The 17,821-nt window shown below is 53.5% G+C and carries 21 protein-coding genes; 11 read left to right on the plus strand and 10 right to left on the minus strand.

Translation table 11 applies throughout. The annotated features are described in order from the left end of the window. Positions 1 to 134 precede the first annotated feature (134 nt). The 3 genes from EKN83_RS10860 to EKN83_RS10870 all read left to right on the plus strand — a co-directional run bounded on the left by EKN83_RS10860 (position 135) and on the right by EKN83_RS10870 (position 3,389). Entirely contained in the window at positions 135 to 1,205 is a 1,071-nt protein-coding gene (locus tag EKN83_RS10860; RefSeq protein ID WP_032672531.1) for a cyclic diguanylate phosphodiesterase, read from the plus strand. A gap of 178 nt (positions 1,206 to 1,383) precedes the next feature. Further along, the gene (locus EKN83_RS10865) at positions 1,384 to 2,856 is read left to right on the plus strand and encodes a sensor domain-containing diguanylate cyclase (protein ID WP_126800904.1); all 1,473 of its coding nucleotides are present in this window, start codon (positions 1,384 to 1,386) and stop codon (positions 2,854 to 2,856) included. Positions 2,857 to 3,140: 284 nt separating this feature from the next. Beyond that, entirely contained in the window at positions 3,141 to 3,389 is a 249-nt protein-coding gene (locus EKN83_RS10870; protein WP_008500746.1) for a GlsB/YeaQ/YmgE family stress response membrane protein, read from the plus strand. Positions 3,390 to 3,518: 129 nt separating this feature from the next. On the opposite strand, the gene EKN83_RS10875 is transcribed toward EKN83_RS10870, so the two are convergent. Further along, the gene (locus EKN83_RS10875) at positions 3,519 to 3,617 is read right to left on the minus strand and encodes a YoaK family small membrane protein (protein WP_014883431.1); all 99 of its coding nucleotides are present in this window, start codon (positions 3,615 to 3,617) and stop codon (positions 3,519 to 3,521) included. A 45-nt stretch (positions 3,618 to 3,662) separates the two neighbouring features. Continuing rightward, a complete protein-coding gene (locus EKN83_RS10880) occupies positions 3,663 to 4,691 on the minus strand; it encodes a sensor domain-containing diguanylate cyclase (protein ID WP_045285018.1) in 1,029 nt (342 codons plus the stop codon). Between the two features lie 308 nt (positions 4,692 to 4,999). Here EKN83_RS10880 and EKN83_RS10885 point away from each other — a divergent pair, with 308 nt between their 5' ends. Both EKN83_RS10885 and EKN83_RS10890 read left to right on the plus strand, forming a co-directional pair. Continuing rightward, entirely contained in the window at positions 5,000 to 5,254 is a 255-nt protein-coding gene (locus tag EKN83_RS10885; RefSeq protein WP_025758195.1) for a DUF333 domain-containing protein, read from the plus strand. 80 nt (positions 5,255 to 5,334) lie between these two features. Then, positions 5,335 to 5,640 (plus strand): hypothetical protein, encoded by a 306-nt coding sequence (locus EKN83_RS10890; RefSeq protein WP_025758196.1) that lies wholly within the window; start codon positions 5,335 to 5,337, stop codon positions 5,638 to 5,640. Here the strand turns inward: EKN83_RS10890 and EKN83_RS10895 are convergent, their stop codons facing one another. Then, positions 5,641 to 5,985, minus strand: a complete 345-nt coding sequence (locus tag EKN83_RS10895) for a DUF488 domain-containing protein (RefSeq protein WP_025758197.1) — start codon at positions 5,983 to 5,985, stop codon at positions 5,641 to 5,643. Positions 5,986 to 6,086: 101 nt separating this feature from the next. Between EKN83_RS10895 and EKN83_RS10900 the strand changes: the two genes are divergently transcribed. Further along, positions 6,087 to 6,794 (plus strand): CTP synthase, encoded by a 708-nt coding sequence (locus EKN83_RS10900; RefSeq protein ID WP_045284965.1) that lies wholly within the window; start codon positions 6,087 to 6,089, stop codon positions 6,792 to 6,794. A gap of 31 nt (positions 6,795 to 6,825) precedes the next feature. On the opposite strand, the gene EKN83_RS10905 is transcribed toward EKN83_RS10900, so the two are convergent. Then, positions 6,826 to 8,013 carry a CynX/NimT family MFS transporter gene (locus tag EKN83_RS10905; protein ID WP_126800905.1) on the minus strand — a complete coding sequence of 396 codons (1,188 nt, stop codon included), beginning with the start codon at positions 8,011 to 8,013 and terminating at the stop codon, positions 6,826 to 6,828. A 99-nt stretch (positions 8,014 to 8,112) separates the two neighbouring features. On the opposite strand from EKN83_RS10905, the gene EKN83_RS10910 reads away from it, so the two are divergent. After that, positions 8,113 to 8,904, plus strand: a complete 792-nt coding sequence (locus tag EKN83_RS10910; RefSeq protein WP_025758201.1) for an AraC family transcriptional regulator — start codon at positions 8,113 to 8,115, stop codon at positions 8,902 to 8,904. Here EKN83_RS10910 and EKN83_RS10915 read toward each other — a convergent pair. After that, positions 8,888 to 9,334, minus strand: a complete 447-nt coding sequence (locus EKN83_RS10915) for a DUF441 domain-containing protein (protein WP_008500737.1) — start codon at positions 9,332 to 9,334, stop codon at positions 8,888 to 8,890. The two genes, EKN83_RS10910 and EKN83_RS10915, sit on opposite strands and share 17 nt — an antisense overlap. A 144-nt stretch (positions 9,335 to 9,478) precedes the next feature. Between EKN83_RS10915 and yoaI the strand changes: the two genes are divergently transcribed. Beyond that, positions 9,479 to 9,583: a small membrane protein YoaI gene (gene yoaI / locus EKN83_RS10920; RefSeq protein ID WP_010430055.1), complete on the plus strand. Its 105-nt coding sequence runs from the start codon at positions 9,479 to 9,481 to the stop codon at positions 9,581 to 9,583. A gap of 21 nt (positions 9,584 to 9,604) precedes the next feature. On the opposite strand, the gene EKN83_RS10925 is transcribed toward yoaI, so the two are convergent. From EKN83_RS10925 to yeaG, 3 genes are all read right to left on the minus strand, one after another. Then, a complete protein-coding gene (locus tag EKN83_RS10925; protein WP_126800906.1) occupies positions 9,605 to 10,105 on the minus strand; it encodes a YbaK/prolyl-tRNA synthetase associated domain-containing protein in 501 nt (166 codons plus the stop codon). A 98-nt stretch (positions 10,106 to 10,203) separates the two neighbouring features. Continuing rightward, the gene (locus EKN83_RS10930) at positions 10,204 to 11,487 is read right to left on the minus strand and encodes a YeaH/YhbH family protein (protein WP_047958303.1); all 1,284 of its coding nucleotides are present in this window, start codon (positions 11,485 to 11,487) and stop codon (positions 10,204 to 10,206) included. A gap of 74 nt (positions 11,488 to 11,561) precedes the next feature. Next, positions 11,562 to 13,496: a protein kinase YeaG gene (gene yeaG / locus EKN83_RS10935; RefSeq protein WP_025759338.1), complete on the minus strand. Its 1,935-nt coding sequence runs from the start codon at positions 13,494 to 13,496 to the stop codon at positions 11,562 to 11,564. Between the two features lie 431 nt (positions 13,497 to 13,927). On the opposite strand from yeaG, the gene EKN83_RS10940 reads away from it, so the two are divergent. Further along, positions 13,928 to 14,674 (plus strand): MipA/OmpV family protein, encoded by a 747-nt coding sequence (locus EKN83_RS10940; protein WP_025759337.1) that lies wholly within the window; start codon positions 13,928 to 13,930, stop codon positions 14,672 to 14,674. Between the two features lie 85 nt (positions 14,675 to 14,759). Here the strand turns inward: EKN83_RS10940 and EKN83_RS10945 are convergent, their stop codons facing one another. Continuing rightward, entirely contained in the window at positions 14,760 to 15,644 is an 885-nt protein-coding gene (locus EKN83_RS10945; protein WP_045285250.1) for a D-hexose-6-phosphate mutarotase, read from the minus strand. Between the two features lie 72 nt (positions 15,645 to 15,716). Then, positions 15,717 to 16,712, minus strand: coding sequence for a glyceraldehyde-3-phosphate dehydrogenase (gene gapA / locus EKN83_RS10950; protein WP_014831506.1), 996 nt, complete (start codon positions 16,710 to 16,712; stop codon positions 15,717 to 15,719). Between the two features lie 341 nt (positions 16,713 to 17,053). On the opposite strand from gapA, the gene msrB reads away from it, so the two are divergent. Then, positions 17,054 to 17,467: a peptide-methionine (R)-S-oxide reductase MsrB gene (gene msrB / locus EKN83_RS10955; RefSeq protein ID WP_025759332.1), complete on the plus strand. Its 414-nt coding sequence runs from the start codon at positions 17,054 to 17,056 to the stop codon at positions 17,465 to 17,467. 41 nt (positions 17,468 to 17,508) lie between these two features. Next, positions 17,509 to 17,781: a YeaC family protein gene (locus tag EKN83_RS10960; RefSeq protein ID WP_025759331.1), complete on the plus strand. Its 273-nt coding sequence runs from the start codon at positions 17,509 to 17,511 to the stop codon at positions 17,779 to 17,781. Positions 17,782 to 17,821 lie beyond the last annotated feature (40 nt).

Raw genomic sequence — 17,821 nt, forward strand, 5'->3', positions numbered from 1 at the left:
GAACTCATACGAAAGCATCAGTTTTTTAAGATAAATCTCAGCTAAGCTTTTTTCATTGCTATTAAGGTTCGCCGGGTTAGCCACAGACTTGTCTTCAAACATCCATGCTTGTTTTTTCTATTAAGGAAAACATCGTGCGCAACGTAACGATCGCTATTGTCAGTACTCTTTTTCTCTTTCTGAGCGGTATTGTGATCGTTAACGGGCAGTTGGCGAAACAGAATAATATTCATACCGCGACAGCCGTCAGTGCGGCTCAGGTCTGTACCCGTAGCGGACAACGGGTGTCAGGAACAGAGGCCGCGTTAAAACCGCATCAGCGCGTCGTCATGATCCTGCAACAGGGATGGCGTCTGATATTGCTCATTCTCGCGCTTTCCGTGACGGTGGGCATTTTAATCCACCGCTACAAGGGAAAAAGCACCTCCATTGAAGACGATCTGCGTAAGGCCATTTTGCAGGGGGAGATTGTTCCCTATTATCAGCCCATCGTGAAGGGTGATACCGGCGGATTGTACGGTGTGGAAGTCCTGGCCCGATGGAAACATCCGAAATCAGGCTTTATCCCGCCGGATGTCTTTATCCCGATTGCTGAACGTAGCGGTTTGATTATCCCGCTGACCAAAGGGTTAATGGCGAAAGTGGTTACTCAGCTTAAGCCGCTGTTGTCGAAACTGCCGGATGGCTTTCATATTGGGGTAAACATTAGCGCCAGGCACATCGATGCTCCTTCTTTCATCGGCGATTGCCGCGTGTTCGGCAAAGGGTTTCAGGGGAAAGAAGTCAAACTGGTGCTCGAGGTAACCGAGCGTGAGCCGCTGGTCGATAATCCTCACCTGGTGGAAAACCTCAATCTGCTGCATAAGGCCGGTTTTGTCATTGCCCTGGATGATTTTGGTACGGGCTATTCCGGGCTATCGTGCCTTAATGCGCTTGCCATTGATTACATTAAAATTGATAAGAGTTTTGTGAACCGGGTGTCAGAGGAGAAGGACTCCACGATCCTGCTGGACTGTGTTATTGATCTCGCGAAAAAACTCTCATTGCGTATTGTGGCGGAAGGTGTAGAAACGAAGGAGCAACTGGAGTATCTCAACCGTAATGAGATTACCCTGTTACAGGGATATTATTTTGGTAAACCCGTCTCCTATATAGACTTTATTAAAGTCATTTTATCTAAGCCCAGGGAGGCCGTAAGTCTGTAAAAACCTCGCCCTTTGCAGTGCGCCTGGAATAAGGCGGTCGCCAGGCGGTGAAAAAAGAAATAAAGACGAGCTTCTGTTGTATGCTTAAGTGCAATTCATTTTCCTCTTATCCTGAGCTTTGTTACAGTGACAAGAGTTGTCAGCCAGGGACGTCAGGCGTGATAAGGTGGAATAGCTCGTGCATGTGAAAAATACTTTTTACACAACAACCATTACCGTCATCATTGTCTCCTTGATCATCTCGTTGTCGCTTGCCGTCCAAATTGCCACGTCCAGACAGCAGTCAATCCAGCAAATTAATACCAGCGTCGCCAACCTGAGCCATACCCTTGATGTCTACACCGAGGGGATCATGCGCCAGAGTGAAATGTTAATTACTACCGTTTCCGACATGATCGAAATTTATGGCATGACCGCGCAACAGGCGATCAATATTCAGCGGATGATAAACGATCAGGATAATCTTCTTACCCAGATTAATAATGTGGTTGTTTACAATGCACAGGGCGATATCTTTACCGCATTGCACGAAAGTTTTACCGGGCCGCGTAAAGGCTCGGACAGAAAATTTTTTATCTACCATAAGGAAAATAAAAATCAGCAGATTTTTATTGGTGAGCCGGTGGTAAGCAGAACCAATGGTAAATGGGTGATCACCATCAGTCGGCGCCTTGAAACCCCCTCCGGGGCTTTTAACGGTGTCGTGGTGGTCACGCTGGGTATCGAGAATTTTCTCGCGCTGTACGGACAGATTAATATCGGTCACTCGGGGGTGATTGGCTTAACGACACAATCTGGCGTGCTACTGGTCCGTTATCCTTTTAAAAATACCTATATCGGCACCATTGTTTCTGACTCACCCCTCTTCAGGAAATACCTCAAGGTACAAAATACAGGGATAGCCAGCTCCATCTCGCGGTTTGATAAAATCGAGCGCATTTATGCCTATGAGAAAAACAAACGCTACGGGCTGGTCACCACCGTGGCCGTCAGCATTGATGAAGCTCTCTCTCCCTGGCGCAAACAGGCCATTCAGCTGGCGGTACTGATTTTCGTTTTCGCGGCGATACTCATCGTTGCGTCATGGTTCCTCTATTCCGACTTGTCCCGAAAAGCGCGGGATAACAAAGCGCTAAAAATTATCGCCTCTGAGGATGCGCTGACCGGGCTGTACAACCGCCGCATCTTTGATGAAAGGATCCTCTCGGAAATCGCGCGGTGTGCTGACCATGACGCGCCGATATCCATGCTCCTTGTGGATGTGGACTACTTTAAAAAATACAACGATAACTACGGTCATCCGGAAGGGGACCGGTGCCTGGCACTGCTGGGTAACAGTCTTCGTGAGAGCCTGACCCGTGATAGCCAGACTGTGGCGCGATATGGCGGAGAGGAGTTCGCCCTGATATTACCTGATACGGATATTCAGGAGGCGCTTCGTCTGGCGCAGACCATTATTCGCAATGTCTATTCCCTGCAAATCGATCATGCTTTTAGCCCCTTCAGGCGGGTTACGGTCAGCGTCGGGATTTCCACCGCGCGCGCCGTCGACATCGCAGGCAGCCAGCAGAACCTGATTATTGCCGCTGACCAGGCGCTCTACCAGGCAAAACGCGCCGGACGTAATCGTTATGCGTTTGTCGGGCTATGAGCAAAAAAAAAGCCCACTCAGGAGTGGGCAAGAAATACTGGAAGCAATGTGAGCAATGTCGTACTGAATACCTGAGTATTTCTCTCAACTATCCAGTGTTGAGAAAGATAATCTTTCTCAACAAAAGATGCAACCCTACATTTCATGTGGCGCGACCTGTTCGCTGGCTAATCATTACGCACTCTCTCGTTGTGATGCTTATCACGAATTTCCTTTCTCAGATCCTGTGCTATTCTTTTTTGTGTCGTTGATTTAATGACAAAAACCATACAGAGAGGAACGTTATGGGAATTTTATCCTGGATTATCTTTGGGCTTATTGCGGGTATTCTGGCGAAGTGGATCATGCCGGGCAAAGATGGCGGTGGGTTTATCGTCACCGTAATACTGGGTATTGTCGGCGCGGTAGTCGGCGGCTGGATCAGTACGTTGTTCGGGTTTGGCAAGGTCGATGGCTTTAACTTCGGTAGTTTCGCCGTCGCGGTGATTGGTGCACTGGTTGTTCTGTTTATCTACAGAAAGATCAAAAGCTAAGCCCTGTAAGCGTTAAAAAAGGCTGCCAGATGGCGGCCTTTTTACGTTGCGGGTTTACCACCAGCCAAGCTGCGTGCCGGCAAACGCCGCGAGGGCAACGATCAGCATAATGACGGTTGTTTTGCGCATTTATGCCCCTGGAGCCGCATAACCGCCGACAAAAAACCATGCTAAAAAGACCACCGCCGTTATAAAAATAACGACCGGGAAGAGGATCCCTATTCTCATACCATCACCTGTTTCGGTTTCTATAACGCCGTAGAGTGTACGGGGTTAATCCATAGTGAGAAAGCGTGTTTTGCTTTTTCCTTTCTTATCCTGATACATCGCGACGTCCGCGGCACGTAATGCGCTGTCCGGATCGGTTGCGCCTGGGTCAATTTCGATAACGCCGAGGCTGGCTCCCGGATAGATAATGTGAACGCTGCCCAGCCAGTATTCACCGGCAATACAGGCGCTGAGACGCGTTTTGAGCAGAGTGACCTGCGTGATATCGCCTTCACTGTGGGGCTGGCCCAGCGACGCCACCAGAAACTCATCACCACCCAGCCGGCCAATGATGTCGTCCTGCTGCTTTCCTTCCGTCAGACGCTTGCCCACTTCAACCAGGAACTGGTCACCGGCTTCGTGTCCATAACGGTCGTTAATCAGTTTGAAATCATCCAGATCGATAAACGCGATGATGGCGTTACGCTTCAGGTGCCGGGCCAGCGAAAACAGGGTGGTCAGATCCTCAAACAGGGCACGACGGTTGGGTAAACCGGTCAGGGCATCGGTATAAGAGTGCGCAATGAGGGCCGCGTTGGCTTCGCGAAGCTGGGTGACCAGCGACTCCTTCTGGATGTACTGGCCAATCAAACCCGCGAATAATCTCAGCACCTGCTCACCGCGCTCGCTGAGGGGTTTCTTCGCCGTGCTGGTGGCGCAGAGCGTTCCGTACAATGAACCATCGGCAAGATGGACGGGGATGCTCATATAGGTAGTAATGCCAAGCGCTTTTGCCGCTTCACATTCAGGCCAGCGTTCGGGGACGTCGTTACTGAACAGGGTATCGCTATCCAGCGCGCGCTTGCACAGCGTTTCATCCCAGGGAACGCTCAACCCTTCGGGGATCGTCATCTGCTTGCTGTTGCGGGCGTAGAGGATATGCTGCAGCCGGGCCTGGATATCCACTTTAGTGAGGTAAGTTGACTCCATGTCGGTCACGATCTCCAGCATCTCCAGTAACTGACGAACGAGGCTTTCAAGGGATTGTTCAGTGGCGAGGGTTTCTGAAACACGGGCAAGGATAATATCCGACATGACGTAGAATGACTCCCAGGCAGAAGACGTCTGCATCTGCATGTTATGCTGAATTTTTAGGCTTCAGCCATAGTAAAACATGAATATAAAAAATTTAATATATGCGCGGGTTGGGGGAGAGGGCGAAAAAAGCCCCGGCGTTGAGGACCGGGGCAAAGACATCTTGATTACGGAATGATGTTCTCTGGTCATATCGAGAACATTCCGCACTATAGGCTGGAAAAGTGCAGTTAAAATGGAGAAATCATGGAGAACGCGGCGCTGGCCCGTTACCCTTAGCCTGTCATGATGTCAAAAGGATCAATAAGATGAGATTTCTGCTTCTGGCCCTTGCGCTACCGCTGGCGGCCTGCACCACAAAAACCACCCCGCCGGATGCCCCTCAGCCACCGCATGCTATCGGGATGGCTAACCCGGCTTCCGTCTACTGTCTGGAAAAAGGGGGAGAGCAGATCCCGATCCAGAGCCCACAGGGCGTGCGCACGGAGTGCAAATTACCCGATGGTAAAGTGATCGATGAATGGGATCTCTACCGTCGCGATCACCCGCAACCCGCCAGGTGACAGCGGGGCCGGGATTGCGATACACTTCTCTTTAGGATTATTCTTAGCCAGTTTCTGGCCATCGTTATCGTGAGAGAAGTATGTTTCAGCTTAAACCGGGCAGCATGGCGTTGATCGTGGGTGCCCGCACGGCGTCAGGCCGTCGCAATATTGGTAAATCTGTTGAGTTATTTGGCCTTTGCCAGCCTGGTCTGCGCTTCGTTAACCCGGTTAACGGCGTAATGACACAATTACCCGCCACGGCAGATCGCGCACTTTGGCTGGTGACGGGTGATGTCTACGCCTTTGACAATCAGCATGGCTTTGCGTTTGTTCGCGCCGAACATCTGATGCCGCTCAACCCGGATGAAGCACCGCAGATTCTCGGTGAACTCACCGTCAGCTGATTACAGATGGCGCAGCCAGTCAGCTAAGACCTGCGCGTGATTTTGTTCCGTGTTTTTGGCAGCAAACAGCAGCGTGACGGTCTGCTTTTTGGCCCGCGCCGCCAGACGCATGCCGTCGTCCACATGCTGCGCCAGCTCTTCCCGATAGGCCTGACTGAAGGCCGCGAAATCAAGAGTTTCGCTGTGAAAGGCCTTGCGTAATTCATTCGACGGCGCGAGCGCTTTACACCATTCATCATAGGCGAGGTCCGTTTTTTTAACCCCGCGCGGCCACAGTCGGTCCACCAGCACCCGGTAGCCGTCCTCCGGGCTAGCCTGTTCGTATACCCGTTTGCATTGAATCATGATCCTACCCTCCCAATTTAAGGTATTGTGATAACTGCAAAAGATCGGTAGTCTGAGGTTCCTTATGTTATCTGATAATTCTCTGGCATAAGGAACCTTTCATGGAACACCTCCCGGTTAAAACGACGCTGCGCATTGCGCTGGTTGGCGACTACAATCCCGCTGTTATTGCGCATCAGGCGATCCCGCTGGCCATTGACGATGCCGCTGCCGTCCTTGACCTCACCGCCGATTACGACTGGCTTGCCACCACGGAGCTCACCAGCCCGGAAGATCTGGTGGGCTACGATGCCATCTGGCTGGTTCCTGCAAGCCCCTATAAAAACACGGAAGCCGCTTTTATCGCCGCGCGCTACGCCCGTGAAAACGGCATTCCGTTCCTGGGCACCTGCGGTGGGTTCCAGCATGCGTTGATCGAGTATGCCCGTAATGTGTTGGGCTGGAGCGATGCGGCACATGCTGAGACGGATACCGAAGGCACTATGGTGATTGCGCCGCTCACCTGCTCGCTGGTGGAAAAAACCGATGCCATTGAACTGCGTAATAATACGCTGATTGCGAAGGCGTACGGCAAACCGGAAATTGAAGAGGGGTATCACTGTAATTATGGCGTGTCGCCGGCGTTTGCCGAGGCGCTGGAGAGCGGTGATATGCATGTCACAGGCTGGGACGATCAGGGAGAAATTCGTGCCGCGGAACTGGTTACCCACCCGTTCTTTGTGATCACCTTATTCCAGCATGAGCGTGCTGCGCTGGAAGGCCGTCCGGTGGTGCTGGTACAGGCGATGCTGCGCGCGGCCCGCGGATAAAAAAGGCAGACCCGAGGGTCTGCCTCCGTATTTAACGGGGCGCGATCTCCCGGTCTCGCCCGGCCAGCATGCCGCAGACGGCCATGATCACAGCGGCCAGCGCGCAGCCCAGAAGCGGGAGACGCCAGTCTCCCGTGGTATCATGAATTTTCCCCATTACCGGCGGCCCACAGGCCGCGAGCAGATAACCAATCGACTGTGCCATGCCGGACAGCGCCGCCGCCTGATGCGCGGAGCTGGCGCGCAGACCGATGAACGTCAGACCGAGGATCATCGTTGCCCCGGTACCAAAGCCAAACACCAGCGTCCATATTACCGCCAGCTCAGGCATAAACCACAGGCCCGCCGCACTCACCGCGCACATCAGCGCCACCGCGCCGGCGATCCCCCGCTGATCCTTCAGACGGTGGAGGATCAGCGGAACGGCAAGACCCGGTACCGCCGTGGCCAGCTGTAAAAGTCCATGCACCGAGCCGGCCTGCGCTTCGCTGTAGCCGTGGCTGAGCAGTATCGCCGGCAGCCAGCCGATGATGACGTAGTAAATCAGCGAGTTGATCCCCAAAAAGAGCGTCACCTGCCAGGCGAGGGCCGAGCGCCAGATGGCGCGGTTATGCAGCGCGCCAGCGCCCGTGACCGTCGCGGCGTGTTCCTGACGCCACTGCGGCAGCCACAGCAGCAGCGCGAGCAGTGGAAATACCATCAGCATCAGCAGCGCGCCATGCCAGCCCGCCGCCCCCTGCGCCAGGGGAACAATCAGTGCCGAGCCGAACGCCGCCGACACGCCCATCGTCAGGGAATAGGCGCCGGTGAGTTTCGCCACCTGGCCGGGAAAGTCACGTTTAATTAACCCGGGTAACAGTACATTGCCGAGCGCAATGCCGCAGCCTATCACCGCCGTTCCAGCGAAAAGCGCAGCGGCGGAGGGCAGGGAGCGCACGGCAATCCCGGCGCAAATCAACAGCAGGGCGATAAACAGGCTGCGCTCCATGCCGATGCGCCGGGCCACACCGGCTGCAAGCGGCGAGACCAGAGCGAAGGCCAGCAGCGGCAGGGTGGTCAGCAGACCGGTTTGCGCCGTGCTTAAGCCATAATCAAGACGAATAGTATCGAGCAGCGGGGCTGCCCCGGTAAAGGTGACGCGAAGCGTCGTGGCAATCATCAGGATGCCTGCGATCAGCAGCACGCCGTGTTTTCCTGAGGTGCGAAGTGCAGTAGTCATTTTGTTCTCATACGTTCAAGCGAGTGCACACCATACCGATTTTCGCGGCGGTTGAAATCAGGCTAAAATGACAGTTTATCGCTAAAATCGGACAACCTGATGATTGGTCTGGGACTGGACGGCTACGATCCTGATAGCCAGCACGATGCGGCCGTCGCATTTCGCATACGCGTGGTGGCAGAGGAACAATATATTCCGCTTCATCACCACCGCAAGGGACAGCTAATTCTGGCCCTTGGCGGGGCGATCACCTGCGAAGTGGAAAATGCCATGCTGATGGTGCCGCCTCAGTATGCCGTCTGGATCCCCGGCCAGATGCCGCACAGCAACAGAGCCACGCCGGGGGCACAACTCTGCTTTCTGTTCATTGAACCGGGGACCGCGCGGTTGCCCGACCGCTGCTGCACCCTGAAAATCTCTCCGCTGGTACGGGAATTGATTTTATCGCTGGCAGAAAAATCACGTGAACAGCTGCACCTTGCGGCCACCTCGCGGCTGGTGAATGTCCTGTTTGATGAACTGCCGCTCCAGCGCCAGGAGCATCTGCAACTGCCCGTCTCACCCCATCCCAAAATCCGGCTGATGAGCGAGAAGATGGCGGAAGAGCCGGCGGCCTGGCAGACGCTGGCGCAGTGGGCAAGCCACTTTGCCATGAGCGAACGCAACCTGGCACGGCTGGTGGTGAAAGAGACCGGCTTGAGCTTTCGCCGCTGGCGTCACCAGCTGCAGTTGATTGTGGCGTTACAGCATTTGATTAGCGGCAAATCAGTGCAGCAGGTGGCTCAGTCACTGGGCTATGACTCGACCACCGCGTTTATCACCATGTTTAAAAAGGGGCTGGGTCAGACGCCAGCGCGTTATATGGCCAGCCTGACTACGACTTCCCGATAAACAGCGAGACAAGACCCGCCGCAATCAGCGGGCCCACCGGAACGCCGCGAAAGAGCGCCACACCCAGCACGGTGCCCACCAGCAGGCCCGCTACCAGCGAGGGCTGGCTGCTCATCAGCGTGACGCCGCGTCCCCCCAGCCACGAAACAAAAATCCCCACCGCGATCGCCACCAGTGATTTCCAGTTGACGAACGAGTGCAGCAGCGTTGAGGCGGGAAGGGTACCGCTGGCGATGGGCGCCATCACCCCAATGGTTAAAATGATGATCCCGATGGTCAGCCCTTGTTTTTCTATCCACGGGAAAAAGGTATTGAGCGGCGTTACGCGCACAATGATAAGCACCAGAATCGAGATGGCGACGGTAGTGTTATGGCTGATAAAGCCGAGCGCGGCGAGCGCCAGCAGAATGAGCAGAGTCGGGTCAAACATAGGGGAATCCTTGCCAGAAAAATGATCCTGCTTACTGTACGCGGAAAAACGGTGGACAGGTTTAAAAAGATTTTTATCGCTGTCATAACCTTGTCATTTACGCGGATTAAAACGAAGGGAGATATCGCAAAAGGGGTCGCCATCATGAACGATCACATGTTTGTCGAAACGCTGATTATCTCCTCATCGTTTTTTGCCATCGCCGTTATTCTGGTCGCATCCGTGCTGTTTCTGGAAAGAAAAGGCTGACAGGAGCGCCAGCCAGCGCGGTCAGGCTCTGTGGAACGTCACCAGCTCAGGACGGGCGATGCGCAGGTAATCCTGGGTGTCCATAATCACGGATTTCTCCAGCAGACCGGCGTTAAACGCGATTTCGTCAACGCGCTCGAACAGCAGCGGGTCGGCAACCAGCGCCAGATCAGGATGGAAGCTAAAGGGCGGGATGGCGCCAAACACGCAGGCGGTGAGAGCATCGACCTCGGCCGGGCTGGCGAGAGAGGCTTTCATCCCACCAAAATGGCTGGCAAGCTGGCTCAGGTCGGCCTGCAGATCGGCGGCCAGGATCGCCAGAACGTGTTTTTTTACGCCGTTTCCCTTCACTTTGCACACCAGCGCTTTTGCCCCCTGGCGCAGTTCGGTCCCGCGAATTTCACTTACCGCTTCGCATTTTCCGACCGCCTCATGCTCCATGACGCGAAACCGTGCGCCCTGCTCGGTGAGTAAAGTAATCAGTTGCTGATGGGTTCCTGCCCCAATAACGTCGTCAGTCATAACGCTTTCCCGGTGATAATCCAGTAGATAGCTTTCTACATTAGCACGGGATGTACGGGGTCGAAAGAAAACAGCCAGCGGGTTCGCTGGCTGTTGGATTATGCGTTGCTGGTGGCGGACTGCTTGTGGAACAGCTCCCTGAACACGGGATAAATATCATCCTGGTCACGGATGTGCTGCATGGCAAAATTATCAAACATCGACTGCAGATGTTCATACTCCCGCCACAGGGTCTGGTGTGCGCGACGGGTGATTTCGATATAGCTGTAGTAACGCACCACCGGCAGAATCTTTTTCGCCAGAATTTCGTGACACAGCGGTGAGTCATCTGCCCAGTTATCGCCGTCCGACGCCTGCGCGGCATAGATGTTCCACTGCGCCGGGTCGTAACGCTCTTTCACCACTTCATCCATCAGCTTCAGCGCGCTCGAGACGATGGTGCCCCCGGTCTCCTGAGAGTAGAAGAACTCGTGTTCATCCACCTCTTTGGCCTGGGTATGGTGGCGAATATAGACCACTTCCACGTTCTTATACGTTCGGCTCAGGAAGAGATAGAGCAGAATATAAAAACGCTTCGCCATATCTTTGGTGGCCTGGTCCATGGAGCCGGAAACGTCCATCAGACAGAACATCACCGCCTGGCTGGAGGGTTCCGGACGTTTTTCGTAGTTCTTGTAGCGCAGGTCGAAGGTGTCGATAAACGGTACCCGGTCGATCTTCGCTCTCAGCTCGGCAATCTCTTTACGCAGGCGTTCCTCTTCCAGCAGTTGCGCCGGCTCGCTGTTTTCCACCACCTTCAGGCTGCTCTCCAGTTCGCGCAGCTCACGACGTTTTCCTGCCGTCATGGCCGTGCGTCGCGCCAGCGAGTTCTGCAGCGAACGCACGACGCTGATATTGGCGGGCACACCGTTGGCGGTATAACCCGCGCGATGGGTTTTGTATTCATTAAGCTGACGGTGCTGATTCTTTTTCAGATTCGGCAGCGCCAGGTCTTCGAACAGCAGGTCGAGATATTCATCTTTTGAGATCTGGAAGACAAATTCGTCCTGACCTTCACCGTCCTGGCTGGCCTGTCCCTGACCGCTTCCTGAACCACCGCCGCCGCCCTGAGGACGCTCAATTCTGTCGTTCTGAACGAAGTGGTCATTACCTGGGTGTACGCGATGGCGCAGACCGCCTCGCCCCTGATGAAACATCGGTTCGCTGATGTCATCGGTGGGGATGGAGACAGACTCGCCGCTGTCGACGTCGGTCACCGAGCGTTTGTTGATGGCCTCGGAGATAGACTGTTTAATTTGCGCTTTATAACGACGCAAGAAGCGCTGGCGGTTCACCGTGCTCTTGTTTTTGCCGTTAAGACGCCGGTCAATAAACCAGGTCATATACCCCCCGTACTGCATTTGCCAACTTGCATTTTGTAGGCCCGGCAGGCGTTTAACGCCACCGGGCACTTGTTTTAAGACGATTTACGCACGCGCAGATACCATTCGCAGAGCAGGCGAACCTGTTTACGGGTGTAGCCTTTCTCCATCATACGATCGACAAAATCGTCGTGCTTTTTCTGTTCATCGGTTGAGGTTTTGGTGTTAAACGAGATCACCGGCAACAGCTCTTCGGTATTAGAGAACATTTTCTTCTCAATGACCGTGCGCAGCTTCTCGTAGCTGGTCCAGTTCGGATTGCGGCCGTTGTTGTGCGCTCTGGCGCGCAGGACGAAGTTCACAATCTCGTTACGGAAGTCTTTCGGGTTGCTGATCCCGGCCGGCTTCTCGATTTTTTCCAGCTCCGCGTTCAGGGATTCACGGTCAAACAGCTGGCCGGTATCCGGATCGCGGTACTCCTGATCCTGGATCCAGAAGTCAGCGTAGGTGACATAACGGTCGAAAATGTTCTGCCCGTATTCTGAATAGGACTCCAGGTAGGCCGTCTGGATCTCTTTGCCAATGAACTCGGCGTATTTCGGGATCAGGTAACCTTTCAGGAACTCAAGGTAGCGTTCAGCCTGCTCTTGCGGGAACTGCTCGCGTTCGATTTGCTGCTCCAGCACATAGAACAGATGAACCGGGTTAGCCGCCACTTCCGCATGGTCGAAGTTAAAGACACGGGAGAGGATCTTAAACGCAAAACGCGTGGACAGACCGTTCATCCCTTCATCAACCCCGGCGTAATCGCGGTATTCCTGATAGGACTTCGCTTTCGGGTCGGTATCTTTCAGGCTTTCACCATCGTATACGCGCATTTTTGAGTAGATGCTGGAGTTTTCCGGCTCTTTCAGACGCGACAGGATGGAGAAGCGTGACAGCGTTTCCAGGGTGCCGGGCGCGCAAGGGGCATGCGCCAGCTCACTGTGGTTAAGCAATTTCTCGTAAATTTTGATCTCTTCGGAGATCCGCAGGCAATAAGGCACTTTGACGATGTAAACGCGGTCAAGGAACGCCTCATTGTTTTTGTTATTACGGAAAGTCACCCATTCAGATTCGTTCGAGTGGGCGAGAATGATCCCGTTAAACGGCAGGGCGGAGATACCTTCCGTCCCGTTGTAGTTCCCTTCCTGGGTCGCCGTCAGCAGTGGATGCAGCACTTTGATCGGTGCTTTAAACATCTCGACGAACTCCATAATCCCCTGGTTTGCCCGGCACAGCGCGCCGGAGTAACCGTAGGCATCCGGGTCATTCTGCGCGAAGTTTTCCAGCTTACGGATATCGACTTTACCCACCAGAGCGGAGATGTCCTGGTTGTTCTCATCCCCGGGTTCTGTTTTCGCGATGGCAATCTGTTCCAGGATAGACGGCCAGACTTTCACCACGCGGAATTTGGTGATGTCGCCGCCAAACTCGTGCAGGCGTTTCGCCGCCCACGGCGACATGATGGTGCCGAGATAGCGACGCGGGATGCCATACTCTTTGTCCAGAATTTGCGCATCTTCCTGCGGGTTAAACAGGCACAGCGGATGGTCGTTGACCGGGCTGCGCTCGCCGTTCGCGCTCAGCACATAGATAGGCACGCGCTGCATCAGCGACTTCAGGCGTTCTGCCAGCGAGGACTTACCGCCCCCCACCGGGCCAAGTAAATAGAGGATCTGTTTCTTCTCTTCCAGGCCCTGAGCAGCATGCTTCAGGTAAGAGACGATTTGTTCAATGGCATCTTCCATACCATAGAACTCTTCAAACGCCGGGTAGCGGGCGACCACCCGATTCGAAAAGAGACGGGAAAGCCGGGGTTCCAGGGCAGTATCAACCATGTTTGGCTCACCAATAGCCATCAATAGCCGTTCTGCCGCATTGGCATAAGCACTGCGATCTTGCCGACAGATGGTAAGAAACTCCTGCAGTGTGAACTCTTCGTCCTTGGCAGCTTCATAACGCTGGCGATAGTGATCGAATATATTCATGGCATGCCGTCCTTTCGTTTTTTAGCACAGGATAAGAGCCGTTCGTATGAGTAGTGGAGGCTCCCGGAAGAGGATCTCTCGCACCTCACTGCCAGAGCAGCAACCTGTGTGCCAGGTCGGACGCTAAGCACCGCGGGGTGTTCAGGAAAACTCTTCTTAAATTAAAGCGTAGATGGCATTTGCAAAACTTGCATGCCGATAAAATCTAATTTCAATGACATATCAATAACTCATCCAAAAATTTCCACAGTGGTGATAAGGCAAATGCCCCTTTTTCATACAGTGGTCATATAAATGAAAGCGGGTTGTCATCTGAAAAGTTAAAAATAATGGGTTAATCAGACTGATTAGCAGGCAAAAAATTTTGGGATGTACGGGAATGGCGGTTACACTTCACCCGCTGATTATTTGACTACAGGAAAGAATGGATTGTGACCAAACTCAAACTTCTGGCATTGGGCATCCTTGCCGCGACCGCAGTAAGTACCGCACAGGCGGAAAGTCAGTGGACGGTTGGCGCGGGCGTTGGCGTCATTAACAGCCCGTACAAACAGTATGACCGTGATCTTTATCCCGTTCCCGTTGTCACCTATGAAGGCGATAACGTCTGGTTCCATGGGCTCGGCGGTGGATACTATCTGTGGAACGATACGGCCGATAAGCTCTCCATTATGGCTTACTACGACCCAACGCACTTCAAGCCGGGCGACAGTGACAGCCACGCGCTGCGTCAGCTCGACAAGCGTAAAGGCACCCTGATGGCTGGGCTTTCCTATGTGCATAACACCCAGTATGGTTTCCTGCGTACTGCCCTCGCGGGTGACACGCTGGATAACAGCAACGGCTTTATCTGGGATCTGGCGTGGTTATACCGCTACACCAACGGTGCGCTGACCCTGACGCCAGGTATCGGTGTGCAGTACAACAGCGAGAACTACAACGACTACTATTACGGCGTCTCTAAAAACGAGTCCCGTCGCAGTGGTCTGAAAAGCTACAGCGCTGATGATGGCTGGAATCCCTACCTGGAGCTGACCGCTAGCTACAACTTCCTCGGGGACTGGAGCGTATACGGTACTGGCCGTTACGAGCGACTGAGCGATGAGGTGAAAGACAGCCCGATGGTCGACAAGTCCTGGGCAGGCATTTTCTCAGTCGGTGTGACCTACAAGTTCTGATTGCACTACTAACGTGCAGTCCGTGCATTAAAACGGGGCGCTTGCGCCCCGTTTGCTTTGGTATGGTGCAGAGAAGCACAATCCCCTAGCGCTTCACAATCTTAATTGTCTGTCCTAAGCGAGAGGGTTTTTCATCGCTCGCTTTCTGCGGCGTGCTCACGCAAGCGGTTTCCACACAGACGAACGTTTTATACCCTTCATCCGTCATGTCGGCCATGCTGACAGAAAGCGCCGGGCCCGGGTTCCAGCCCACCACGTCGCTGTGATGATGATGAACCACTTCGATACCACGGTTCAGGGCGCCGTCGTGGATCACGCTGCAGGCTTCCGGATGCAGATAGACGCGGTCGGTACGGTCAGGGAAAGTCTGTACCCCGTCGCTCAGTTTACCTTCTTTCGCGTTGTCGACTTTGTCGATATACGTATCGCCAAGGCCGCTCACCTTCACCGCGCCGATGTCACCCACGTGGAAGTAGGTATGCAGGGCAGAGGTGGTTTCGAACTCACCGTGGGCTTCCAGTTCAATTTCACAGGTCTTGCCCAGCTTAAAGCGGGCGTACAGGGTGAAATCATGCGGCCAGAGGGCGCGGGTTTGATCATTCGCCTGAAGTTCAAAGGTCAGCACAGCGCCGTTGTCATCTTCATTATGCGCTTTCAGAGTCCACTGCTGGTTACGGGCAAAACCGTGGGAAGGCAGACCTGGCTGTGCGGACGGGCCAAACCATGGCCAGCAGATCGGTACGCCACCGCGGATGGCTGCCCCTTTTTTAAAAGAGGTCGCATCGCTCAGCCATAAAGCTTCGGCTTCACCTTCCGGTTTCCAGGAGAGCAGATGAGCGCCGTTCAGTGCCACGGAGGCTTTAACGCGCGGATGGTCAACGACGATGACATCGGCACCATCAATCTGACGGCGGGAAAGCACAGGGGTAAGCTGTTCGACTACCGGAAGTGCAAAAATTTTATTAATCATTAAGCAATCCTCTGTCTTGGCAATAAAAAAGGCGACCGAAGTCGCCTTTTTGCATCAAACACTCATCTCAACTTATTTGGAGATGTGAGCGATCAGGTCCAGTACTTTGTTAGAGTAGCCGGTTTCGTTGTCGTACCAGGATACCAGTTTAACGAAGTTGTCGTTCAGTGCGATACCTGCTTTAGCATCGAACACGGAAGTGCACACTTCGCCGTTGAAATCGGTAGATACAACGTCGTCTTCGGTGTAACCCAGAACGCCTTTCATTGCGCCTTCGGAAGCAGCTTTGATTGCTTTCTTAATTTCTTCATAAGAAGCAGCTTTTTCCAGACGAACGGTCAGGTCAACAACGGATACGTTAGGAGTTGGAACGCGGAACGCCATACCAGTCAGTTTGCCGTTCAGTTCTGGCAGTACTTTACCTACTGCTTTAGCAGCACCGGTAGAGGATGGGATGATGTTCTGAGCCGCGCCACGGCCGCCGCGCCAGTCTTTGTGAGACGGGCCGTCAACGGTTTTCTGAGTAGCGGTGGTTGCGTGAACGGTAGTCATCAGACCTTCGATGATGCCGAAGTTGTCGTTGATAACTTTAGCCAGCGGTGCCAGGCAGTTGGTGGTGCAGGATGCGTTAGAAACGATGTCCTGGCCAGCGTAAGTCTCGAAGTTTGCACCACGAACGAACATTGGGGTGTTGTCTTTGGAAGGACCGGTCAGAACAACTTTTTTCGCACCCGCAGTGATGTGTTTACGTGCAGTTTCGTCGGTCAGGAAGATACCGGTAGCTTCAGCTACAACGTCAACACCGATTTCGTTCCATTTCAGGTTAGCTGGGTCTTTCTCAGCAGTAACGCGGATGGTTTTGCCATTAACAACCAGGTGGCCGTCTTTCACTTCAACGGTGCCGTCGAAACGACCGTGAGTTGAGTCGTACTTCAGCATGTACGCCATGTATTCAGCGTCCAGGAGATCGTTGATACCAACGATTTCGATGTCAGAACGTTTCTGAGCAGCACGGAAAACAATACGGCCGATACGGCCAAAACCGTTGATACCTACTTTGATAGTCATATATTCCACCAGCTATTTGTTAGTGAATAAAAGGTTGCCTGTAAAATTACAAAAACCTTACGCAGCGTCAAGCGGAATCGTGTCAATCATTGCGACAAATCAATCCTGTGACTAACGTTTGTGCGACTGACTCGCCTCACTTTCCCTTTGAGCTTGCAACCACATGGGGGCTGCGCCCGGGATTTTAAAGTCCTCTCAGGATAAAAATGTGAACATGATCACAATTGCCTGACCGCCTTTTCGCGACACATAAGTTTAGATCAAAAGTGCACGCAAGGGTGTTAATGTTTTGTTAGAATCCGGGTTAAAAGATGTCTGTTTCTACAGCGAGATGTAAGCCTATGTCGAACCAACGTAACCCTGACGATTTGAAAAAAAACCTCACAGAAATGCAGTTTTACGTGACGCAGAATCACGGCACGGAGCCGCCGTTCACCGGACGTTTACTGCATAACAAACGCGATGGCGTTTACCACTGTCTGGTCTGTGATGCGCCGTTGTTCAATTCCCAGACGAAATACGATTCTGGCTGCGGCTGGCCGAGCTTTTACGAGCCGGTGAGCGACGAGGCAATCCGCTACCTGACTGACTCATCCCATGGCATGGTGCGCACGGAAATACGTTGCGGCAACTGTGATGCGCACCTGGGTCACGTCTTCCCGGATGGACCACAGCCAACGGGCGAGCGTTTCTGCGTCAATTCAGCCTCCCTGAGCTTCAGCGACGATGAAAACGGCGACCAGATCAAAGGTTGAAAAAACGATTCAGCAAATTATTCCTGCTAAAGGGAGCGATTGTGAATATTGAAGAGATGATTAGCGGCATGACGCCGGAGATTTATCAGCGCCTGGTCACCGCCGTTGAGCTTGGAAAATGGCCTGACGGCGTCGCGCTGACGCCGGAGCAAAAAGAGAACAGCCTGCAACTGGTCATGCTGTGGCAGGCGCGCAATAACACCGACGCGCAGCACATGACCATCGACACCAACGGCCAGATGGTGATGAAGAGCAAGCGTGAGCTGAAAGAAGAGTTCGGCATCACGCCGAAGCCGATTGCCACTTTCAAATAATGATCTCAATGTAGGCCGGGTAAGCGTTAGCGCCACCCGG

The organism is Enterobacter sp. WCHEn090032 (genome assembly GCF_003986875.1).
In the GTDB taxonomy this organism is placed as follows: Bacteria; Pseudomonadota; Gammaproteobacteria; order Enterobacterales; family Enterobacteriaceae; genus Enterobacter; species Enterobacter sichuanensis.